Origin of the sequence: Streptomyces sp. R21, from assembly GCF_041051975.1 — a bacterium.
In the GTDB taxonomy this organism is placed as follows: Bacteria; Actinomycetota; Actinomycetes; order Streptomycetales; family Streptomycetaceae; genus Streptomyces.
Genome location: NZ_CP163435.1, coordinates 922,795 through 940,147, shown reverse-complemented (window position 1 = coordinate 940,147; position 17,353 = coordinate 922,795). Strand labels below are relative to the sequence as shown.

General features: G+C 71.8%; 22 protein-coding genes. 15 read left to right on the top strand and 7 right to left on the bottom strand.

Features of this window, described 5'->3' with window-relative positions:
- Window positions 1-6 precede the first annotated feature (6 nt).
- The 3 genes from AB5J56_RS04460 (at window position 7) to AB5J56_RS04450 (ending at window position 3,616) form a co-directional block, all read left to right on the top strand.
- Window positions 7-285 (top strand): hypothetical protein, encoded by a 279-nt coding sequence (locus AB5J56_RS04460; RefSeq protein ID WP_369230239.1) that lies wholly within the window; start codon window positions 7-9, stop codon window positions 283-285.
- A 111-nt stretch (window positions 286-396) separates the two neighbouring features.
- Window positions 397-2,664, top strand: a complete 2,268-nt coding sequence (locus AB5J56_RS04455; RefSeq protein WP_369230237.1) for an MMPL family transporter — start codon at window positions 397-399, stop codon at window positions 2,662-2,664.
- Window positions 2,665-2,782: 118 nt separating this feature from the next.
- Window positions 2,783-3,616: an alpha/beta fold hydrolase gene (locus AB5J56_RS04450; RefSeq protein WP_369230235.1), complete on the top strand. Its 834-nt coding sequence runs from the start codon at window positions 2,783-2,785 to the stop codon at window positions 3,614-3,616.
- Window positions 3,617-3,629: 13 nt separating this feature from the next.
- Here AB5J56_RS04450 and AB5J56_RS04445 read toward each other — a convergent pair whose 3' ends face one another.
- Window positions 3,630-4,589 (bottom strand): SDR family NAD(P)-dependent oxidoreductase, encoded by a 960-nt coding sequence (locus tag AB5J56_RS04445; RefSeq protein ID WP_369230234.1) that lies wholly within the window; start codon window positions 4,587-4,589, stop codon window positions 3,630-3,632.
- 289 nt (window positions 4,590-4,878) lie between these two features.
- Complete coding sequence (locus tag AB5J56_RS04440; protein ID WP_369230232.1) at window positions 4,879-5,937, bottom strand: PHP domain-containing protein; 1,059 nt, start codon at window positions 5,935-5,937, stop codon at window positions 4,879-4,881.
- 105 nt (window positions 5,938-6,042) lie between these two features.
- On the opposite strand from AB5J56_RS04440, the gene AB5J56_RS04435 reads away from it, so the two are divergent.
- The 5 genes from AB5J56_RS04435 to AB5J56_RS04415 all read left to right on the top strand — a co-directional run bounded on the left by AB5J56_RS04435 (window position 6,043) and on the right by AB5J56_RS04415 (window position 8,949).
- On the top strand, window positions 6,043-6,279 hold the full coding sequence (locus AB5J56_RS04435; protein ID WP_369230230.1) for a hypothetical protein: 237 nt from the start codon (window positions 6,043-6,045) through the stop codon (window positions 6,277-6,279).
- A gap of 225 nt (window positions 6,280-6,504) precedes the next feature.
- Window positions 6,505-6,873: a hypothetical protein gene (locus tag AB5J56_RS04430; protein ID WP_369230228.1), complete on the top strand. Its 369-nt coding sequence runs from the start codon at window positions 6,505-6,507 to the stop codon at window positions 6,871-6,873.
- 3 nt (window positions 6,874-6,876) lie between these two features.
- Window positions 6,877-7,599 carry a hypothetical protein gene (locus AB5J56_RS04425; protein ID WP_369230226.1) on the top strand — a complete coding sequence of 241 codons (723 nt, stop codon included), beginning with the start codon at window positions 6,877-6,879 and terminating at the stop codon, window positions 7,597-7,599.
- Window positions 7,596-7,973, top strand: a complete 378-nt coding sequence (locus AB5J56_RS04420; RefSeq protein WP_369230224.1) for a peptidase inhibitor family I36 protein — start codon at window positions 7,596-7,598, stop codon at window positions 7,971-7,973. Before AB5J56_RS04425 ends, AB5J56_RS04420 begins: the two co-directional genes overlap by 4 nt.
- Window positions 7,974-7,992: 19 nt before the next feature.
- The gene (locus tag AB5J56_RS04415) at window positions 7,993-8,949 is read left to right on the top strand and encodes an SDR family NAD(P)-dependent oxidoreductase (protein ID WP_369230222.1); all 957 of its coding nucleotides are present in this window, start codon (window positions 7,993-7,995) and stop codon (window positions 8,947-8,949) included.
- Between the two features lie 46 nt (window positions 8,950-8,995).
- Here AB5J56_RS04415 and AB5J56_RS04410 read toward each other — a convergent pair whose 3' ends face one another.
- Genes AB5J56_RS04410 through AB5J56_RS04400 form a run of 3 tightly spaced genes read right to left on the bottom strand, consistent with a single transcriptional unit; the run spans window position 8,996 to window position 10,292 of the window.
- Window positions 8,996-9,451 carry a MarR family winged helix-turn-helix transcriptional regulator gene (locus tag AB5J56_RS04410; protein WP_369230220.1) on the bottom strand — a complete coding sequence of 152 codons (456 nt, stop codon included), beginning with the start codon at window positions 9,449-9,451 and terminating at the stop codon, window positions 8,996-8,998.
- The gene (locus AB5J56_RS04405) at window positions 9,448-9,861 is read right to left on the bottom strand and encodes an EVE domain-containing protein (protein WP_369230218.1); all 414 of its coding nucleotides are present in this window, start codon (window positions 9,859-9,861) and stop codon (window positions 9,448-9,450) included. The genes AB5J56_RS04410 and AB5J56_RS04405 overlap by 4 nt, the downstream gene beginning before the upstream one ends.
- On the bottom strand, window positions 9,858-10,292 hold the full coding sequence (locus tag AB5J56_RS04400; RefSeq protein WP_369230216.1) for an SRPBCC family protein: 435 nt from the start codon (window positions 10,290-10,292) through the stop codon (window positions 9,858-9,860). Before AB5J56_RS04400 ends, AB5J56_RS04405 begins: the two co-directional genes overlap by 4 nt.
- Before the next feature lie 250 nt (window positions 10,293-10,542).
- Between AB5J56_RS04400 and AB5J56_RS04395 the strand changes: the two genes are divergently transcribed.
- Window positions 10,543-12,099, top strand: a complete 1,557-nt coding sequence (locus AB5J56_RS04395) for a glycosyltransferase family 39 protein (RefSeq protein ID WP_369230214.1) — start codon at window positions 10,543-10,545, stop codon at window positions 12,097-12,099.
- Here AB5J56_RS04395 and AB5J56_RS04390 read toward each other — a convergent pair.
- Complete coding sequence (locus AB5J56_RS04390; protein ID WP_369242349.1) at window positions 11,991-12,635, bottom strand: DedA family protein; 645 nt, start codon at window positions 12,633-12,635, stop codon at window positions 11,991-11,993. The two genes, AB5J56_RS04395 and AB5J56_RS04390, sit on opposite strands and share 109 nt — an antisense overlap.
- A gap of 135 nt (window positions 12,636-12,770) precedes the next feature.
- Entirely contained in the window at window positions 12,771-13,334 is a 564-nt protein-coding gene (locus AB5J56_RS04385; RefSeq protein WP_369230212.1) for a VanZ family protein, read from the bottom strand.
- A 279-nt stretch (window positions 13,335-13,613) separates the two neighbouring features.
- Here AB5J56_RS04385 and AB5J56_RS04380 point away from each other — a divergent pair, with 279 nt between their 5' ends.
- From AB5J56_RS04380 to AB5J56_RS04355, 6 genes are read left to right on the top strand one after another with little or no spacing between them, the layout of a single operon-like run.
- Entirely contained in the window at window positions 13,614-13,796 is a 183-nt protein-coding gene (locus tag AB5J56_RS04380; protein ID WP_369230210.1) for a hypothetical protein, read from the top strand.
- A complete protein-coding gene (locus AB5J56_RS04375) occupies window positions 13,793-14,245 on the top strand; it encodes a monovalent cation/H+ antiporter complex subunit F (protein WP_369230208.1) in 453 nt (150 codons plus the stop codon). Before AB5J56_RS04380 ends, AB5J56_RS04375 begins: the two co-directional genes overlap by 4 nt.
- Window positions 14,238-14,498, top strand: coding sequence for a hydrogenase subunit MbhD domain-containing protein (locus tag AB5J56_RS04370; RefSeq protein WP_369230206.1), 261 nt, complete (start codon window positions 14,238-14,240; stop codon window positions 14,496-14,498). The genes AB5J56_RS04375 and AB5J56_RS04370 overlap by 8 nt, the downstream gene beginning before the upstream one ends.
- Window positions 14,495-15,235, top strand: coding sequence for an MnhB domain-containing protein (locus tag AB5J56_RS04365; protein ID WP_369230204.1), 741 nt, complete (start codon window positions 14,495-14,497; stop codon window positions 15,233-15,235). The genes AB5J56_RS04370 and AB5J56_RS04365 overlap by 4 nt, the downstream gene beginning before the upstream one ends.
- The gene (locus tag AB5J56_RS04360; RefSeq protein ID WP_369230202.1) at window positions 15,235-15,582 is read left to right on the top strand and encodes a sodium:proton antiporter; all 348 of its coding nucleotides are present in this window, start codon (window positions 15,235-15,237) and stop codon (window positions 15,580-15,582) included. Before AB5J56_RS04365 ends, AB5J56_RS04360 begins: the two co-directional genes overlap by 1 nt.
- Window positions 15,582-17,342, top strand: coding sequence for a complex I subunit 5 family protein (locus AB5J56_RS04355; protein WP_369230200.1), 1,761 nt, complete (start codon window positions 15,582-15,584; stop codon window positions 17,340-17,342). Before AB5J56_RS04360 ends, AB5J56_RS04355 begins: the two co-directional genes overlap by 1 nt.
- The last annotated feature ends 11 nt before the right edge of the window (window positions 17,343-17,353 follow it).

Here is a 17,353-nt window from a genome sequence, read left to right as displayed (position 1 = left end):
CGCATCGTGACCGAGCACCGGCTGGAGGGTCCCGGCGAGAACGGCGACCCGATCCCGCGGGACATGCCGGACCAGCAGGCCGACGGGGGAGCGGACCGCTGGGACGCCGGCACCTCGTCGCCCGGACGTACGGAACCTGCGGACGACGAGGAGGACGACGAGAACGCGGCCGAGTCCGCCACGGACGTGCCCGACACCGACGAGGCGGGGACGGGCAGGCTGGGCGCTCCGCGTTCGGACACCGTCCACCCCGAACACCCGGAGCCGCAGGAGTCCTCCGGCTGAGCCCTGACCCGGAACCCGGTGAGCCGTCGACTCCCGGCAGACTCGACAGGACGTCGTGATCAGGGCGGCGTTTAATGAATGGGTCGGAAGTGTCTCCCGTGGGAGCGGCCCATGTCGGCAGTCCGTGCCACCAAAGGGGGTGGGCGGCCCGCACCCGGGAGGCTTCGGCGGCTGGGGGAGTGGTGCGCCCGGCACTTCGTGATCGTCATCGTCGCCTGGCTGGTCGCCCTGGCCGCGTTGCAAGTGCTCAACAACGCGTTCGGCGGGGACTATTCGGACAACTTCTCGCTGCCCGGTGTCCAGTCGACGCAGGGACTGGACGTCCTCAAGAAGCATGACCCGGCGGCCGGGGGCTACAGCAGCCAGATCGTGCTGCGCGACACGCAGAAGCCCCTGACCTCGCTCAGCTCACAGATGGGCCAGACGGTCTCCGATCTGCAGAAACTGCCGCACGTACTCTCGGCGCAGAACCCGCTGCCCCCGTCCGGAACGCAGCAGTCGTCCTCCGGTCAGTCGCAGCAGAGTCAGTCGTCGTCGGACGTCGGCCCCCTCTCCAGTGACGCGAAGACCGGCTACATCACCGTCCGCTTCGACGTGCAGCCCTCGACGCTCCAGGAGTCGTACCTCCACGGCGTGGACCAGGCCGTACAGCCTCTGCGGGCGGCGGGCGTGGATGTCGAGTACGGCGGTCCGCTCGGCGAACTGGCCCGGCCGGCGGCCGACGACCGGGTCAGCGAGCTCATCGGCTTCGCGGTGGCGATCGTCGTCCTGCTCGTGGGATTCGGCAGCGTGCTGGCCGCCGGGATCCCGCTGCTGACCGCCTTGATCAGCGTGGTGGGCGGCCTCGCGTGCCTGGGCCTGCTGGCGGCCGCCTTCACCTTCGCGACGGTGTCGCCGACGCTGGCCACCATGATCGGGCTCGGTGTCGGCATCGACTACGCGCTGTTCCTGATCACCCGCCACCGGCAGAACCTCATGGACGGCCACGATCCGGTCCGGGCGGCCGGACGGGCAACGGCGACCAGCGGCCGAGCCGTACTCGTCTCCGGCTGTACGGTGATCATCGCCCTCGCCGGGCTGTCCGTCTCCGGGGTCTCCTTCATCGGCAAACTGGGCCTCGCGGCGGCCGTCACGGTCGTCTCCGCCGTCATCGGTGCCCTGACGCTGGTCCCGGCCCTGCTGGGGCTCATCGGCAAGCGCATCGACCGCTACCGGGTGCGCCGCCCCGTCGCGGAGACGGACGCCGTCGCGGGCGAACCCGTGCAGGGCACCTGGCACCGCTACGCCCAGCGCGTGGAACGCCGGCCCTGGTGGTTCCTGGTCGGCGGAGTCGTCACGGTGCTCGTGCTGGCCATTCCGGTGCTGTCCATCCAGTTGGGGCACATCGGCGACGGCGCGGACCCCACGTCGTTCACGGACCGCCGGGCCTACGACATCATGGCCGATGCCTTCGGCCCCGGCTCCAACGGCCCGCTGACCGTCGTCATCGACCAGACCAAGGTGCCCTCGGACCAGCGCTCCGCCCTGTCCTCGCAGGCGCAGAAATCGCTCACCGACGTGGCCGGAGCCGCCACGGTCACGCCGCTGACGACAACCTCGGACGGCGACGTACTCGTCGGCACGGTCTACTCCAAGGAAGCCCCGCAGAGCCAGGACACCACCGACCTGACGAACCGTCTGGTCGACGACACCCTGCCGCAGGCGGTCTCCGGCACCGACGCCAAGGGCTACGTCACCGGCACGACCGCGGCCCAGGTCGACTTCCGTGACATCGTCGCGAGCCGTCTCCCGCTGATCATCGCCGTCGTGGTCGCGCTCGCCTTCCTCATCATCCTGATCGTCTTCCGCGGGCTGCTGGTCGCCGTCAAGGCGGCCGTCCTCAACGTCCTGTCGATCGCGGCTTCCTACGGCGTCGTCGTCGCCGTCTTCCAATGGGGGTGGGGCGGGCCCGCGTTGGGCGTCGAAGGGAAGGTGCCGATCGAGAGCTACGTGCCGATGATGATGTTCGCGATCATCTTCGGCCTCAGCATGGACTACGAGATCTTCCTGCTGTCGCGCGTTCACGAGGCCTGGCTGCGCACCGGGGATGCCAAGGCGAGCGTCGCGCACGCCCTGGAGATCACCGCGCGTGTCATCACCTGCGCGGCCCTGATCATGGTCAGCGTCTTCGCCGCGTTCATCGTGAGCGACAACATCGTGGTGAAGATGCTCGGCCTCGGGCTGGCCGTGAGCGTGCTGATCGACGCGACCGTCGTACGCCTGCTGCTCGTTCCGGCGGTCATGACCCTGCTGGGCCGGCACGCCTGGTGGACCCCGCGGTGGCTCGACCGGATCCTGCCGCACATCGACGCGGAGGGCGACCACGACGCGGCGGACTGATCCTCGGCGAGGCGTTCCTCGCCGGTATGACGTCCGAGGTAATCGACCCGAACCGGGCCTGCGGGAATCATCGGTGACGTACCCACTCGTCCCGCCACCGGATTCCGGGAGGTTTCCCATGCCGTACTTCGAGAGCCCTGTAGATGGTGCCCGGCTGCACTTCGTCGACTACGGGCCGGCCACAGGGCCGGTGATCGTGTTCGTGAACAGCTCCTACCTCGGTACGGAGATGTGGGAGTACCAGATGCTGCCGCTGGCCGAAGAGGGCTACCGGTGCGTCGGGTTCGACCGGCGGGGGCACGGGCGGTCGGACGACGTGTGGGGAGGGTTCGACCTGGACAGTCTGGCCGATGACGTGGACGGGCTGCTCCGGCACCTGGACCTGCGCGATGTCACGCTGGTCGGGCACTCGCTGGGCGCAGCCGAAGTCGTGCGCTCCCTGACGCGCCACGGTGCCGGGCGGGTGGCGAGGGCGGCGCTGGTCGCGGGCATGACGCCGGGCCCCGCGCGGTCCGCGGACCATGCCGGTGGGGTGGACCCGGAGCTCATCCGGGCCGGCAACGACACGTTCCGCCGTGACCGGTCGGCGTTCTTCGACGACGGGGCGCGAGCGTTCTTCGCCCTGGACCTTCCCGGGAACGCGCTCTCACCGGCGTACGTACAGACCATGGTCGAGCGCTGCCACGGCGCGACCGCACGGGCAGGGGCAGCCCTGGGAGACCTCGTGGTCACCCTCAACCTCGCCCCCGAACTGGCCAAACTCGACCTTCCCGTCCTCGTCGTGCACGGCAGCCACGACGCCTCGGCGCCACTGGACCTCACCGGCCGCCGGGCCGCGGAGCTGCTGCCCGACAGCACCCTGAAGGTCTACGAGAACGCGGGCCATGGACTCTTCGCCACCCACGCCGAGCAACTCAACGCGGATCTGCGGGAGTTCACGGCCCGCGCCTGAGGCCCCCGGAAGGTCACGCGAACGCGTTCACCCCGGTGAGCTCCGCCGAGAGGTCCCACAGGCGTGCGGCCTGCTCGCGGTCGATCGCGTGGTCGCACACGCCGATCCGCTGCCCGTCCGCGGGGGCGGGCTCGGCGATGTCGCAGTCCTCGCAATACAGCCCGCCCAGGCCGTCGAGCCGTGGCGAGGTCGCGGCCCACACCTGGGTCGCGGCCCCCTGCTCGGGGGTCTTGAAGCCGGCCGGGTTCAGCGGGGTGCCGTCCTCGTCGATCCAGCCGCGGTCGACCATCTCCTGCTGGGCGAGATGCCGTTGGAGGGGGGTGAGGATGCCGCCCGGGTGCAGCGAGAAGGCCCGTACGCCGGACTCCCGGCCGAGGCGGTCGAGGTGGACGGCGAACAGCACGTTCGCCGTCTTCGCCTGGCCGTACGCCTCCCACTTGTCGTAGCCGTTCTTCCAGTGCACGTCGTCCCAGCGGATCCCCGAGTAGTGGTGACCCGCCGAGGACACGGCGACGACCCGGGCCCCGCCCGGCTCGATCGCCGGCCAGAGCCGGTTGACGAGCGCGTAGTGCCCGAGGTGGTTGGTCGCGAACTGCGCCTCCCAGCCGGGCCCGACCCGGGTCTCCGGACAGGCCATGATCCCGGCGTTGTTGATGACGATGTCGAGGGTGCGCCCCGAGGCGAGGAACCGCTCGGCGAAGGCGCGGACGCTCTCCAGGTCGCCGAGGTCGAGCTCGTCCACCTCGACCCCGTCGATGCCGGCCACGGCCTCCTGGGCGACGGACAGGCGACGGGCGGGGACGACGACCCGCGCGCCGGCCTTGGCGAGCGCGCGCGTCGTCTCCAGGCCGAGCCCCGAGTACCCGCCCGTGACGAGCGCGAGCCTGCCGGAGAGGTCGATGCCCTTCAGAACGTCGCCGGCGGTGCTGTCGGCGCCGAATCCCGAACCGATCTTGTGCTGTGCGGTGGTCATGCCCTGCACGCTACGAATTGGAGCGCACTCGAAGTCAAGCGGCTGCCGCCCCCTGGGTGACCCGCCCGAGAGCTCAGGGCAAGGGAAAGGCCCCGACCGGACGGGGGAATCGCGATCGGGGCCGTTCGTGGTGGGCACGCATGGCGGTCGCCTCTCGGCGAAACGCTCCACAGGGCTTCAGCCGAACGATCGTCCCTGTGGGCAATAGGTGAGGCCCGGGGACACTGTCCCATCCGCACCCACGGTTCGTTCAACGGGTAACTACCGGTGGGTGTTCCCGGGGATGCGGTCACGCGCGGTGATGTGCGTCACGGGTCCACGCCAGCAGCTCGTCCGCCGTCCACGTGGTGATCACGCGGTCGGCGGGCACCCCGCACTCCTCGGCCCGGGCACAGCCGTGGAACTGCCAGTCGAGCTGCCCGGGAGCGTGGGCGTCGGTGTCGACGGAGAACAGCACACCCGCCTCGACCGCCCGGCGCAGCAGCCGCCGGGGCGGGTCCAGCCGTTCCGGGCGGCTGTTGATCTCCACGGCCGTGCCGGCCTGCGCGCAGGCCGCGAAGACCGCGTCCGCGTCGAACTCCGACTCCGGCCGGCCGCGCCCGCTGACCAGGCGGCCCGTGCAGTGCCCCAGGATGTCGGCCCGCGGATTGCGTACGGCGGCGACCATGCGGCGGGTCATCGCGCGGGCGTCCATGCGCAGCTTGCTGTGCACGGACACCACGACGACATCGAGCCGGTCCAGCAGCTCCGGATCCTGGTCGAGCGAGCCGTCGTCGAGGATGTCGCACTCGATGCCCGTGAGCAGCCGGAACGGAGTCCACTTGCGGTTGAGCTCCGCGACGATCGCGAGCTGCTCGCGCAGGCGCTCGGGGGACAGCCCGCGCGCCACGGTCAGCCGCGGCGAATGGTCGGTCAGCACCGCCCACTCGTGGCCGAGGCGCGCCGCGGTGCGGCCCATCTCCTCGATGGGGCTGCCGCCGTCCGACCAGTCGGAGTGCAGATGGCAGTCGCCGCGCAGCAGCGCCCGCAGCTTCTGGCCTGCGGGCGGAGGTTCGGCCGCCCGCTCCTGCTCCAGCTTCTCCAGATAGCCGGGAACGTCACCGGCCAGCGCCTCCCGCACGACCTGCGCCGTCTTCGGGCCGATGCCCTTGAGGGACTCCAGCGAGCCGGCGGCCGTGCGCTCGGCGACCTCGGCGGCGGGCAGCGCGGTCAGGACGGCCGAGGCGGTCCGGAACGCCCGTACGCGATAGGTGGGCGCCTGGGCCCGCTCCAACAGGAACGCGATCCGGTCCAAGGCCTCGACGGGATCCTTGGGGCTCTTGGAACTCTTGGGATCCTTCGGCGCCATGGGGACCTCCTTCCTCCAGCCTTGCCCACCCCACGTCGGAGCGCACGGCGGGCGGGCCCGCACCGTCCCGAAGCTGACCCAGGAGAACCGTCTTACGCTCTAGACATGACCGAAATCGCGAGCCCTTACATCGCCACCCCGCGGATCATGGTGCTCGGGGTACAGCCGGGCACTCCGCCGTTCCGGATCGTGGAGATCGACGGGGAGGTGGTCGGCGCTGCGAAGGCGATGGTCGACGTTCTGGAGACCGCTGCGGCCTACGGCATCACGGTCCATGACCTCGACGACCCCGACGTGGTGCGCTGGGTAGGCGGCGACAAGTACACCTGGAAGCCGCGCTAGGACACCTCCCGGAGCCGGGGCGCAGGGAGCGCGCGGACCTGCGGGTTTCGCGCCGTTGTGAGCTGTCGTGCGGAGAGTGATCCCGCACCTCGGGAAAGATCACCGATCGGTGGGAACCGGGCATGAGCCCACTCCGGCGAGGGGACGGTTGATCTTGCCGGGCGATCAGAACCGCCCGGCGTCCCCCTCTTCCCACCGGGAGCCGTCATGTTCCGTGGCCTCGCCATGACCGCAGCAGTCTTCCTCGCCTCGGCCGCCTTCCTCGCCCCGGCCGCTCCGGCCGCCGCCGTACCGGGGAGCGCCGCGGCCCACCGTGCGCCGTCCGCCGGCGCCGTCTGCTTCTGGACCGCCGCGGGCCAGCACGGCACCTCGTGGTGCTACACCCCACCGGGCTATACGGACGTCCCCGACGCTCTCCATGACGGGGCGGCCTCCTTCCGGTCCGACGCCGACACCGACGTGTACGCCATCGACTGGGCCCGCGGCACCTGCTACTACCGGCTGATCCGCGCGCACGACCTGGCCGACAACTGGCCCTGGGGCGCCCGCCTCGACGGCGTCGCCGACACCACGATGGGCTGCGAGGTCGGCTGACCCGTGCGACTTCTTCGCGCGCTGTGCGCCGCCGCCCTGGCGGTGCTGGCGGTGACGGGCTGCGCCACGACAACGGCCGGGCGCGGCACCGCTCCCGTCCTGCCCGGCACCGAGCGCGGCAGGGACGACCTGATCGACGCCGGTCAGCGGATGCTGGTCGACCGGTGTCTGGCACGGCAGGGGCTGGCCCTGCGGGAGCCGCCGGCCGACGGGCAGCAGTCCTCGGCCGACCGGCGGCTCCAAGGTGCCCTTTTCGGCCGCGGCCGCCCCGAGCTCTCCGTCACCCTCGCCACCGGATACACCGTCACCGCCCACACCGACGGCTGCCTCGCCACGGCGCAGCGCGAGCTGTACGGCGACCAGCGGCGCTGGTTCCGCGCGCAGGTCGTCGTGAACAACCTGCGTGCCGAGGCCCAGCAGCGCATGGGGCACGACCCCGACTACCGCGCGGCGACCACCCGTTGGGCCCGCTGCGCCACACCTGCGCACGGGCCGCGGCCCAGCCGCCCCGACCCCGCCGTCGCCGCGCGCTGCGCCCACAAAAGCGGGCTCGCCCGCCTGCGCGCCCGACTGGAACCGGCCGAACTGGCCCGGGTCCGCGCCGACCGGCGTGGACAGCTGACCACCTACCGGCACCTGCGCACCCGCGCACTGCACCGCGCGGCGGCCCTGTCCGCCGAGCGGACCGTTCGAGGAACCCGACAGAAAGGCAGCACCTCTTCGTGATCACCAAGCGCCTCGCCATCACCGCCGCAGCGGCCCTCCTCGCCCTCACGGGCGGCCTGGCCCTCGCCGCGCCCGCCGGCGCGGCCGACTGCCCCAGCGGCAACTTCTGCGTCTGGGAGAACGCCAACTTCGACGGACAACGCGCCAACTGGTCCGGAGACGACGGCTGGTGGGAGAGCTGGATCGCCGACGCGGACTCCTCGTGGGCCAACCACGGCATCTCCGGTCCGGGCGTCAAGGACCACGTCCGCGTCTACGAGGACGCCTGGCAGGGGGGTGCCATGACCATCTGTCTCACCCCGGGCCAGGAGGTCGGCTACAACGGAGTGGCCAACGACCGCGGTGACTCGCACACCTGGTCCATGAGCTGCTGACAGGCGCCGTCCGCCCGCGGTGGGGGCCGTGGGCGGACGGTCGGGCGCGGGGGTGGCGAACGCCTCGGTCCGGCCGTGCAGCCGTAGCATCACCTCGACACGACGGACAGTGGTGACGAGCAGAGAAGAGGCCGACATGGCCAAGACCGTCCTGATCACCGGCGCCTCCTCCGGCATCGGCCTGGCTGCGGCCGTGGCCGCCGCCGAGGCGGGCTGGACCACCGTCGCCACCCTTCGCGACACCGGCAAGGCCGATGCCCTGCGCAAGTCCGCCGCCGAGGCCGGTGTCGCCGACCGGGTCCACGTCAAGCGCCTCGACGTGGTCGACGCCGAGTCGGTGGCCGCCTGTGTCGACGAGGTGATCGCCGAGTTCGGGCAGCTGGACGCGCTGGTCAACAACGCCGGGGTCGGTCAGGTCGGCACCATCGAGCAGGGCACGGTCGAGGACGTCCGCGCCGCAATGGAGGTCAACTTCTTCGGCGTGGTGAACGTCAGCCGGGCCGCGCTGCCCCACCTGCGCGCCTCCAAGGGCCGACTGATCACCGTCACCAGCGTCGGCGGCGTCGTCGGCCAGCCGTTCAACGAGGCGTACTGCGCCGCGAAGTTCGCGGTCGAGGGCTTCATGGAGTCGCTGGCCCCCGTCGCCGCCACCGTCGGCGTCCGTGTCACCGTGATCGAACCCGGCGCCGTGGCCAGTGAGTTCGTGACCAACGTGGGTCTGGACCTGCCGACCATGCTGACCGCCGCGGGTCCGTACGCCCCCGCCCTGCGGGCCTACGTCGACCGGACCATGAAGTCCTTCGGCAACGCGCAGACCCCCGCGCAGGCCGCCGCCCCGATCATCGAAGCGCTGAGCGCCGAGCAGCCTGCCTTCCGCGTCCAGACCTCCGACTGGGCCCGCGAGTTCGTCGGCGCCAAGCTGGGGGACCTCGACGGGTCCTCCGTCGTCGGGCTCACGAGCGACTGGGTGCGCTGACGGCAGTGCCGCCGAGGCCCGGGCGGCCCCGCGTGCCCCGCGTCGGTTACGACGAGGACGCCTTGAGCGTGCGCAGGTCCCGGGTGAACTCGGCCGTCCGGTCAGCGAGGGCGCCGAAGAACTCCGCGTCGCAGGCCTCGACCGCGACCACGGCGCGGTTGGCGAGTGCTTGGCCCTCGGGTGTCACCGCGAGGGCTCGCGCGCGGCCGTCCTGGGGGTGGGGACGGCGTTCGACGAGACCGCGGGCCTCCAGGGCGCGCAGCACCTGGGAGGTCATCATCGGGTCGGTCGCCGCGTGGCCGGCCAGAGCCTTCTGGGTCACCGGGCCCTCGGTGCCGAGCCAGGTGAGCGCCGCGAGCAGGACGAACTGGACGTGGGTGAGCCCGTAGGGCTTGAGGGTGGCGCGCTGTGCTGCCTGCCAGCGGTTGGTGACCTGCCACAGGAGCAATCCGGGGCTCTCCTCGGCGTCGGCGAAGGCGGAGTTGAGGTCGCGGTCGTTCATCCGGCCATCATGGCCGAGCGGATGAGGTCGAAGTCGGAGGGGGTCAGCTCGACCAGGCCCCGGCGCAGTTGGTACCCCCAGTTCCGGCCGGACGTCAGCTCCAGCGCCCCGTCGAAGGCGCTGACGAGGGCCTCCGTCGCGTCTGCCAGATAGTCGACCCGGCGGCGCCAGGGCTTGAAGGCGCCCTCGTCGGCCTGCCAGATCTCCTCGTCGGCGACCTCCCCGATCGCCGTGAACGCCTGGAGCGGGCGGCCGCCCTGCAGGCTGGTGCGGGGCGAGTAGTAGACGAGCCAGTCCCCGGGGCCGAGCCGCGCCAGGCCCTCTCGTTTGCCGTGGCCCAGCTGGGCGATACCCATGCCGGTGCCGCGCTGGACGTGGTCGCGGCAGACGACTCCGAGCCAGTACCTCATGCCCGGACCTCGCTCCCGGTCTCGGCGACGACCTGGAGAGCCTCCAGGTCGCGCTGGAGGCTCTCCTTGATGCCCTTGCCCAGGATCAGATTCCACACCCGGGCCAGCGGACCGGCCAGCGTGACCGCGACCCGAACCTCCGAGCCGCCGTCAGGGGTCGCGCCGATGAGGTGATGGAAGGTCAGACGGGCACCCAGGAGCAGCGAGACGTCGGTGAACTCGCTGTCCGACAGTTCGGCGATGACGAACTTCGTCCTGGGTCCTCCCTTGGGCTTGAGGACGCCGGTGGACCCGGTGGCGAAGGGCCCGTCCAGGCGCACCCATTCGGTGTCGGCGTTCCACTCGGGCCAGGTGGCTATGTCCGCCCAGCGTGCGAAGAAGGCGGCAGGCGCGGCAGCGGAGGTGATGCGGGCGTTCCCGAGAGTCATCATGCATTTAGTATGCGCGCTTACTATTTGGTGGTCAAGTCCCCTTGCTCGAAGCGGAGTCCGTCCGAAGGGCTACGTCCGGCGGCCGAAGGAGGGTCCGTCGTAGTTCCCGCGACGGACTCCCGGGGTCGTCAGTGCAGGTGACGACCGTGATCGCCTCTGCCGCCTAGCGTGCTGCAGGTGATCGGGACCATCCGGCGGTCGCCCGGGGTTCCGCTCGCCTCCTCCTTTCATTTCGGCCTGGGGATTTGCCATGTCCAAAACATTATTTGGCGCTGCCGGCCCGGCAGGTCTCACCCTTCTCCTCGGGCTGTGGGGGATCACGCGCGAGAACAGCATGTGGCGCGACGAGGCGGCGACCTGGGAGGCGACCCACAGGACCGTCCCTGAGCTCTGGCACATGCTGGACCGGGTCGATGTCGTCCACGGCCTCTACTACCTGTTCATGCACGGTGTTTTCGCCGTCTTCGGAGACAGCCTCCTCGCCCTGCGCCTGCCCTCCGTCCTGGCCATGGCCGGTGCCGCCGCCCTGGTCACCCTCCTGGGCACCCGGCTGGCCGACCGATGCACGGGGCTGGCCGCGGGCCTGGCTCTCGCCCTGATCCCCGCGGTTCAGCAGTACGCGCAGGAGGGGCGTCCGTACGCCCTGGTGGCGGCCTGCGTGGCACTCGCCTCCTGGCTGCTGGTCGCGGCGGTCGACCGCCCGGGCGCCGGTCGCTGGGCGGCGTACGGCATGACGGTGCTGATGACCGGACTGCTCAACTGGTTCTCGCTCCTGATGCTGTGCGCACACGCGGTGACCCTTGCCCTCGCCCGCCCGCCGCGCGCGACCGTCCTGCGGTGGGCAGTGGCCTCGTCCGCCGCTGTGTTCGGCACGCTGCCCCTCATCGTGGCCAGCGAGGCCCAGTCGGGCCAGGTCGCCTGGATTCCCCCGGTCAGTCGGAGCACGCTGCTCGGCCTGGTGCTGACCGTGCTCGCGGGCGCGCTGTGCGCATGGTTCGCGCGGTCGGGCAAAGGCCACCGCACACCCCCCGGCGCTCTGCTCCGGCTCACCGAGGTCGCCCTGCCGCTGCTTGTCGTTCCTCCCCTCCTGCTGTTCGCCGTTTCCCTGGCTCATCCCGTCTACCTGGCCCGCTACGTCCTGTTCAGCCACCTCGGGCTCGCTCTTCTCATCGGTGCGGCATGTCGCGCACTCGCGTTCCGGCTGCGCACATCGCCTCGCCGGCTGATCGTCGTGGTCATGGCTCTCGCCTTCATCGGGCTGCTTCCCGTCGAGCTGTCGCTGCGCACCGCGACCAGCCGGGTCGACGACGTGCTGTCCACGGCCGAGAACGTCGCCGCGGTCCGTCAGGCGGGAGACGCGGTGCTGTACATCCCCACGGCGCGCCGAGACACCGCCCTCGTCTCGCCCGCCGAATTCACCGGGACCAGAGATCTGGCACTGGTCCGGGACCCGCTGGAATCCGGCACCTTGAACGGCATGGAGGGCACCCCGCAGCAGATAGCGGACGCCATGCTGGCCGTGCGCCGCATCGTGGTCATCAGCGACGCGGCCGCGTCATCCGCCGGCACGCCTCGCGACCGGGCCAAGCGGCGCGTCCTGAAGACGCACTTCGTCCGCTGCTCCGAAACCAGCGAAGGGGGGCGCCGGGTCACGGTGTACCAGCGGCGCGCTCCCGGCACGGGGACCACCCGGGCCGGTCAGGGTGCCCCGGACGACGGCCGCCGACTGCGCCGGGACCGCCGTATCTCCGTCACCAGCGGCAGCAGCGAGACCACGACGACCGCCGCGACCAGCGGCAGCAGGTAGCGGTCCAGATGGGGCACCGACGACCCCAGGGCGTACCCGGCCAGGATGAGACTCTGCGTCCAGAGCAGACCGCCGACCACCTGCCAGAGGGTGAAGGCGCGCCCGGGTACCCCGAGGGCCCCGGCCGCCGGGTGCAGCACCGTCCGCAGCACCGGTACGAAGCGGCCCAGCACGAGCGCCTTGCCGTGGCCGTACCGGGCCAGCAGCTCCTCGGCCCGCGCCGCGCCCCGTTTCAGCCGCTGGTTGGAGGTGCGGGTGAGGAGCGCCCGTCCACCCCGCCGACCGATGAGGAAGCCCACCTGCGCCCCGGCCGTGGCCCCGACGGCCGCGCACATCAGCACCTGCCAGAGCACCAGCTGCGGTGGCTGGTGGCCGCTTCCCGCACACAGCACCCCGGCCGGGATCAGCAACGTGTCACCGGGCAGGAAGAAGCCGACCACCAGCAGGCCGGACTCGGCGAAGATCACCACGAGCACGCCCAGCGCGCCGAACGCCGCGAGCACCGAGGCGCCGTTGGTCGGGTCGACGGCGATCACCGTCAAGGCCGCCTGGCCTGCTGTCCCCACTGAGCGATCCCCTCATCGGCGGGCGATCCCTCCATCCAGCATCATGCGAAGGCGGTCCGGATGCCTCCTCGGACGAGCGGTCCGAGAGGGCGGGAGCGATCTCCGTCAGTCCGTCGCCTCCTTCCGCGCCCGTGCCCGCGCCCGGCGTGACGTGCGTGGATGCACGGCCCGCCCGAGCCGCCGGCCCAGCAGCAGGTAGCCCACGAGCGCCCCGGCGGTGTTCAGGAGGACGTCGTCGATGTCGAAGGCGCGCCCGGTGATCAGTGCCCCCTGGACCAGTTCGACCAGCAGCATCACCGCGGCCGTGAGCGCCAGGACCCGCAGCACCCCACGGGCCCGGGGTGCGAGGACGGGCAGCAGCACCCCGAAGGGCACGCCGAGCAGCAGGTTCCCGCCGACCTGTTTGACGGCGTCGCGCAGCGCGGGCTGGGCGAGATAGGCATGCAGGGAGCGGCCAGGCCGCAGGTTGCTGTGGATCAGTGACACGGACGCCGGGGACGGCTGGAGCGTGAGCCGGGCCAGCGCCACCGCGAACGCGACCATGGCGGTGAAGGCCAACAGCATGATCAGCAGTCGTGCGGGGAGCGGGAGCGTCCTTCGTGCCGGAGGCGGTGCTTCCGGCCGGCGACCGGATTTCGCGGTACGCGTGCGCAGCACGGTACGGACCATGCGATCCTCCAGGTTTCAACTGCCTTGACTATCAAGGCGGTTACCCGAATCCGCGGCGACGATGCGGAGCCGCGCGCCACCGGCGACGCGGTTGCGCCGACGCGCCGGTGGCGAGCCCTTCGGTTTCCCTTTGCGCCCCCGGGGCACTCCGGCAGCGGCCCGTCGCGCGCCGCCGACCCGAGGGGCCGGTGCGGTGCTTGGATGACGGAACAGAAATTCGGCTCAAATCGGTTGGAAGAGCTCGGCCGACGTGGCGGGCAACGTCCCCGGAGGTGGCGTATGAACCGACGTACGATGCCCCGGGCCGTGCTCGAAGTCCTCGCCTGGTGGGCCGGTCTCGGTGCGCTGTGGCTGGTGTTCATCAGCACGGTCGACACCCTGGAACTCGCCGTCGGAGGCGGCGCCGCCCTGGTCGCGGCGCTCGCGGCCCGGGCCGCGCGGCGGGCGGTGAGCGGTCGGTGAACGCCTGGACCGTCGCGGCGACCGCCGTGTTCGCCGGAGGTGTCGGAGCCACGGTGTGGGGCGTGGCCACCGGACCGCTGCGCCGCCGGGTCGTCGCCCAGAACCTCTCCACGGCCCTGGCCTGCCCCGGCCTGCTGCTGCTCTCCCAGGGCTACGACCGTCCGTCGTACGTCGATCTCGCCCTGATCCTCGCCCTCCTCGGCCCCGTCAGCACCCTCGTCTTCGCCCGGCTGCTCGCCGAGGACCTGGCCAAGGACCCACCGCGCGCCCGGGCCCTCACCTACACGACCGCCGGGCTCGGCGCGGTGGTCGTGCTGGCCCTGTGCGCGGCCGCCGGCCCGAGCCGGGCGATGGTGAAACTCCTGGTGATCGGTGCCCTGCTGATCGGCGGGAACGTCGTCGCGTCCCGGGCCCTGTCCGGCGGGTTCGCGAGGAGGGGCCATGGATGACCCGTTGATCGTTGTCGCCCTGCTGCTGGTCGCCGCCTCGGCGACCGCGGCCGTCGCGGTGCGCGACCCCGAACGCCAGGCCCTTGTGCTGGCCGTCCTCGGCACGGTCCTGGCCGTCCTGTTCACCGTGCTCCAGGCCCCCGACGTGGCCCTCTCACAGCTCGCCGTCGGCTCCGCGCTGACCCCGCTGCTGCTCCTGCTCTCGGTGCGCAAGGTCAGACGGCGCCGGCAGCGCAAGCGGGAGTCGCGATGACCCGGCGCGTACGGCTGTGGCTGGTGGCCCTGGGCGGCGCGGGCCTCGCGGCGCTCCTCGTCGGCGCCTGCCTGCGGCTGCCCGGCTTCGGCGGCGACCGGCACCCGTACGGCGCCCGGGCGGTCCACGCCTCCCTCACCCGGCACACCGCCAATGTCATCTCGTCCGTCAACTTCGACCAGCGAGCCTTCAACACCCTCGGCGAGATGGCGATCCTCTTCGCCTCGGTCCTCGGCACGGTCGTGCTGCTGCGCCAGACCCGCGACGAACGGCGCGGCGCACCAGAACCCGAGGACGTCGCCCCGACCGTCCGCCGCTACGCGCTGATCGTCCTGCCCGTCGCCCTCCTCACCGGCCTGTACGTCATCGCCCACGGGCAGCTCAGCCCCGGCGGCGGCTTCCAGGGCGGCGTGATCGCCGCGACCGCCCTGCACCTGCTCTACCTCGGCGCCGACTACCGCGCCCTGGAACGGATGAGGCCACTCGGCCTGTACGAGGCCGGTGACGCGATCGCGGCATCCGCCTACCTCGTCACGGGCCTCGCGGGCGTGCTGGCCGGCACCGCGTTCCTCGCCAACACACTGCTGCCGTACGGCACGTTCAACACCCTGTCCTCGGGCGGCACCGTCCCGCTGCTCAACGCGGCCATCGGCATGGAGGTCGCCTGCGCCGTCGTCGTGCTGCTCGCCCGCTTCCTGGACCAGGCGGTCGAGATCGACGAAGGGAGCGCGAAGTGATGTCGGTACTGCCCTATCTCGTCGCCGCGTGGATCTTCCTGGTCGGCTGCTACGGCCTGGCCACCAGCCGCAACCTGATCCACGCCGTCGGCTGCCTGGCCGTGTGCCAGTCCGCCACCTACGTCCTGCTGCTGGCCGTCGGCTACCGCGACGGCGCCACCGCGCCCGTCTACTCCGACATCAAACCCGGCTCGCGGCCCGTGGTGGACCCGGTCGTGCAGGCGCTCGCCCTGACCGACGTGGTCGTGGGCGCCACCGTCACCGCGCTGCTGCTCGCGCTCGTCATGCAGGTCTCCAAGCGGCACGGCACGGTCGACCCCGACGAACTCTCGGAGCTGCGCGGTTGATGAACCACCTGCTGCCGCTGCTTGTCGCCGTCCCGCTGCTCGGAGCCGGACTCCTGACCGCGGCAGGACGTCGGCTGCCGCGCGCCGCCGCCGAGACGATCGGCTGCGCCGTCTCCGCCGGTACGGCGGCCCTCTCGATCGTCCTGCTGCTGAACTCCTCGCCGCCCTTCGTCGAGTGGGTGGGCGGATGGACCCCCAAGAACGGCGAGAGCGTCGGCATCGTCCTGGTCGGCAACGGCCCGGGCCTCGGCATGTCCGCGCTCGCCTCACTGCTGACGCTGGCGGCACTCGCGTACTCCTGGCACTACTTCGACGAACCGCCGCGCCGCCACGCGGGCTCCTTCCCCGCCCTGATGCTGCTCTTCCAGGGCGGCATGTGCGGCTTCGCGATCGCCGGAGACCTCTTCGACGCGTTCGTCTTCTTCGAGCTGATGAGCGTCGTCGCCTACGCCCTGACGGGCCACCGGGTCGAGGAACCCAAGGCCGTACAGGGTGCGTTGACCTTCGGCGTCGTCAACTCGCTCGGCGCGTACGCCATGCTGATGGGCATCGCACTGCTGTACGCGCGCACCGGCGAACTCACCCTGACCCAGATCGGGCGGGGTCTGGACGCGCACGGCGGGCCCGACGCCCTCACCCTCGCGGCCTTCGTCCTCGTCATGACCGGCCTGCTGGTGAAGGCCGCGGCCGTGCCCTTCCACTTCTGGCTGCCGGACGCGCACGCGGTCGCACCGACACCGGTGTGCCTGCTGATGTCCGGGGTGATGGTGGAACTCGGCGCGTACGGCGTCTGGCGGATGTACGGCACCGTCTTCTCCGGGCCCGGCGGGATCCCGGCCGCCGACCTGGAGCGGGCACTGCTGGTCCTCGGCGTCGTCACCGCCGTGGTCGGTGCCGTCCTGTGCTGGTACCAGCGGCATGTGAAGCGGCTGCTGGCGTACTCGACGGTCGCCCACATGGGGCTGTTCGTGATCGGCATCGGCTCGCTCACACCCGAGGCGGACGACGGAGTCGCCCTCTACATCCTGGGCCACGCCGGCGTGAAGGCCGCCCTGTTCGCCTGCACCGGCATCCTGCTGGACCGGTACGGCTCGGTCGACGAGCACGTGCTGCACGGGCGCGCCCGGCCGCTGCGCGGAGTCGCCGCCCTGTTCGTCGCCGGCGGGCTCGCCCTGGCCGGGCTGCCGCCCTTCGGCACCGGGCTCGGCAAGGCGGTCAGCGAGGAGGCGCTCGGCGGGCTCCTCACCGTGCTGTTCGTCGTTGTGTCCGCGGTCACCGGGGGCGCCGTGCTGCGCGTCGCCGCACGCGTGTTCTTCGGGCTCGGCCCGACGCCGCCCGAGGACTCCTCGTACGAGACGACCGGCACCGAGGAGGAGCCCGAGACCCGGCACCGGCTGAAACGGGTGCCGGACACCATGACCGCGGTGCCCGCCCTGCTGCTCGCCGCGTCGCTCGCCGCCGGCACGGTGCCGGGGTTCGCCTCCGCGGTGGGCCACGCCGTGAGCGAGGCCGGGTCCGGCGGGGCGATCACCTCACCCCACTGGACCCTCGCCGGCGTACTCCTCGGCCTGCTGTCGGCGCTGCTGGCCGGGGGCCTCGCGGCGCTCGCCGTCGCCCGGCCGGAACTGCTGAGGGAGCGGCCTTGGACCGGAGCGCTACGACGCCTGCAGTCCGGGCACATCGGGGACTACGTGGCATGGCTGCTGGTGGGCGCGACCGTATTGGGGGCGCTGGCCCTGCCGGGAATCATCAGCAGCTGAGCCGTGGTGTC

Excerpts from the sequence above, each read along its gene's own strand:
- AB5J56_RS04355 (WP_369230200.1), top strand. The coding sequence starts at position 15,582 with ATGAACCACCTGCTGCCGCTGCTTGTCGCCGTCCCGCTGCTCGGAGCC.
- AB5J56_RS04435 (WP_369230230.1), top strand. The coding sequence starts at position 6,043 with ATGACCGAAATCGCGAGCCCTTACATCGCCACCCCGCGGATCATGGTG.
- AB5J56_RS04365 (WP_369230204.1), top strand. The coding sequence starts at position 14,495 with ATGACCCGGCGCGTACGGCTGTGGCTGGTGGCCCTGGGCGGCGCGGGC.
- AB5J56_RS04360 (WP_369230202.1), top strand. The coding sequence starts at position 15,235 with ATGTCGGTACTGCCCTATCTCGTCGCCGCGTGGATCTTCCTGGTCGGC.
- AB5J56_RS04400 (WP_369230216.1), bottom strand. The coding sequence starts at position 10,292 with ATGATGACTCTCGGGAACGCCCGCATCACCTCCGCTGCCGCGCCTGCC.
- AB5J56_RS04370 (WP_369230206.1), top strand. The coding sequence starts at position 14,238 with ATGGATGACCCGTTGATCGTTGTCGCCCTGCTGCTGGTCGCCGCCTCG.
- AB5J56_RS04455 (WP_369230237.1), top strand. The coding sequence starts at position 397 with ATGTCGGCAGTCCGTGCCACCAAAGGGGGTGGGCGGCCCGCACCCGGG.
- AB5J56_RS04440 (WP_369230232.1), bottom strand. The coding sequence starts at position 5,937 with ATGGCGCCGAAGGATCCCAAGAGTTCCAAGAGCCCCAAGGATCCCGTC.
- AB5J56_RS04450 (WP_369230235.1), top strand. The coding sequence starts at position 2,783 with ATGCCGTACTTCGAGAGCCCTGTAGATGGTGCCCGGCTGCACTTCGTC.
- AB5J56_RS04380 (WP_369230210.1), top strand. The coding sequence starts at position 13,614 with ATGAACCGACGTACGATGCCCCGGGCCGTGCTCGAAGTCCTCGCCTGG.
- AB5J56_RS04395 (WP_369230214.1), top strand. The coding sequence starts at position 10,543 with ATGTCCAAAACATTATTTGGCGCTGCCGGCCCGGCAGGTCTCACCCTT.
- AB5J56_RS04445 (WP_369230234.1), bottom strand. The coding sequence starts at position 4,589 with ATGACCACCGCACAGCACAAGATCGGTTCGGGATTCGGCGCCGACAGC.
- AB5J56_RS04430 (WP_369230228.1), top strand. The coding sequence starts at position 6,505 with ATGACCGCAGCAGTCTTCCTCGCCTCGGCCGCCTTCCTCGCCCCGGCC.
- AB5J56_RS04405 (WP_369230218.1), bottom strand. The coding sequence starts at position 9,861 with ATGAGGTACTGGCTCGGAGTCGTCTGCCGCGACCACGTCCAGCGCGGC.
- AB5J56_RS04385 (WP_369230212.1), bottom strand. The coding sequence starts at position 13,334 with ATGGTCCGTACCGTGCTGCGCACGCGTACCGCGAAATCCGGTCGCCGG.
- AB5J56_RS04410 (WP_369230220.1), bottom strand. The coding sequence starts at position 9,451 with ATGAACGACCGCGACCTCAACTCCGCCTTCGCCGACGCCGAGGAGAGC.